At 54.4% G+C, this 1,689-nt stretch carries 1 protein-coding gene; it reads left to right on the top strand.

What is annotated here, in order from left to right; genetic code table 11:
• The first annotated feature begins 84 nt into the window (after positions 1-84).
• Positions 85-1,530, top strand: a complete 1,446-nt coding sequence (locus tag B9Z40_RS16990) for an IS1182 family transposase (RefSeq protein ID WP_100174547.1) — start codon at positions 85-87, stop codon at positions 1,528-1,530.
• The last annotated feature ends 159 nt before the right edge of the window (positions 1,531-1,689 follow it).

Raw genomic sequence — 1,689 nt, 5'->3', positions numbered from 1 at the left:
ATGGCCGAGGCTGTGTGAAAACCCTCTCCCCGCCGGTGTACGAACTCTGTAGAGTTGGCAGATATATTGAACAGCGAGGTCAATATGTCCAGATACATCGAAGGTCAGGACAGGCAGCAGGTGACTTTGCTGCCGGAGTGCTTGGATGACTTCATCGCCGAAGACAACCCGATACGTGTGGTCGATGCGTTTGTTGCCGAGCTGGACCTGAAGGCACTTGGGTTTGAAGGTGCTACGCCTGCAACAACGGGACGCCCGTCTTATCACCCAGCAGTGCTCCTGAAGATCTACATCTACGGTTACCTCAACCGCGTACAGTCCAGTCGCCGCCTTGAGCGCGAGTGTCAGCGCAATGTGGAGTTGATGTGGCTGACAGGCCGTCTGGCACCTGATTTCAAGACGATTGCCGACTTCCGCCGAGACAACGGAACTGGTATTCGTAACGTGTGCCGCCGCTTCGTGACGCTGTGCCGTGAACTCAAGATGTTCACGCAAGCCATTGTGGCCATTGATGGCAGCAAGTTCAAAGCCGTTAACAGCCGAGATCGCAACTTCTCGGAGGGCAAGATTGATCGGCGGCAAGAGCAAGTCGAACAAAGCATTCAACGTTACCTGGATGCTTTGGAGACGGCGGATCGGACCCAGCCAGCGGAATTGGAGGCTAAGACCGCACGGTTGCAAGAGAAGATCAAGACGTTGCGCGCGCAAATGCGGAAACTGGATCAAACACGCGAGCAGCTCAAAAGCGAACCGGATGGGCAATTGTCAACAACAGACCCTGACTCACGCTCAATGATCTCGCAGGCCAAGGGATCAGGCTTGGTTGGCTACAACGTACAGGCTGTGGTGGATGCCAAACATCATCTGATCGTCACACACGAAGTGACCAACGTCGGCAATGACCGCGCTCAACTCAATGCAATGGCTCAAGCGGCGCGACAGGTTATGGAGCACAAGCGTCTGCAGGTCTTTGCTGATCGTGGCTACTTCAACGGTCTTGAAATAAAGGCTTGCGAAGACAGCGGTATTGCGACCTTTGTGCCCAAGCCAATGACTTCCAAAGCTAAAGCTGCAGGCCGCTACAGTAAAGCCGACTTCATCTATATCGCTCGGGATGATCAGTACCAATGTCCTGCTGGACAGCGAGCGATTCATCGCTTCAGCCGAGTGGAAGACGATCTGCTCATTCATGTCTATTGGTCAAGTGCCTGTCCTAAATGCCCGCTGAAGGCTAAGTGCACGACCAGCAACTATCGGCGTATTCGGCGCTGGGAGCACGAGGCTGTTCTCGAACGCGTTCAGCAGCGGTTGGATCTCAAGCTTGATGCAATGACACTGAGGCGGCGTACGGTGGAGCATGTGTTCGGTACGCTCAAGTATTGGATGGGTGCAACGCACTTCCTGATGAAGACGTTGCCGCACGTCAGAACAGAGATGAGTTTGCATGTGCTGGCCTACAACCTTAAACGGGTCATCAGCATCCTGGGCTTCGATGGCACGATGCGAGCGATGAGGATGGCAGGGGCTTGAGAGCCCTTATCCATTGATATTTGGCTTCTGTAGGGTTTCTGAGAGGGCGTATGCCCTCTCATGCGCCTCGAAATTGATCAAATTCTGCGCGAATGCCGCCAGCACCTCTGTGGGCTAAGAAAATGCCTGCGCAGATGCGTTTCCACACAGCCTCGGCCG

Source organism: Limnohabitans sp. 15K (assembly GCF_002778285.1).
In the GTDB taxonomy this organism is placed as follows: Bacteria; Pseudomonadota; Gammaproteobacteria; order Burkholderiales; family Burkholderiaceae_C; genus Limnohabitans_A.
Note: the sequence above shows the minus strand (reverse complement) of the source record. Positions and strands in the feature narration are given on the sequence as shown.

Coding starts and splice junctions, on each gene's coding strand:
- B9Z40_RS16990 (WP_100174547.1), top strand. CDS start 85: ATGTCCAGATACATCGAAGGTCAGGACAGGCAGCAGGTGACTTTGCTG.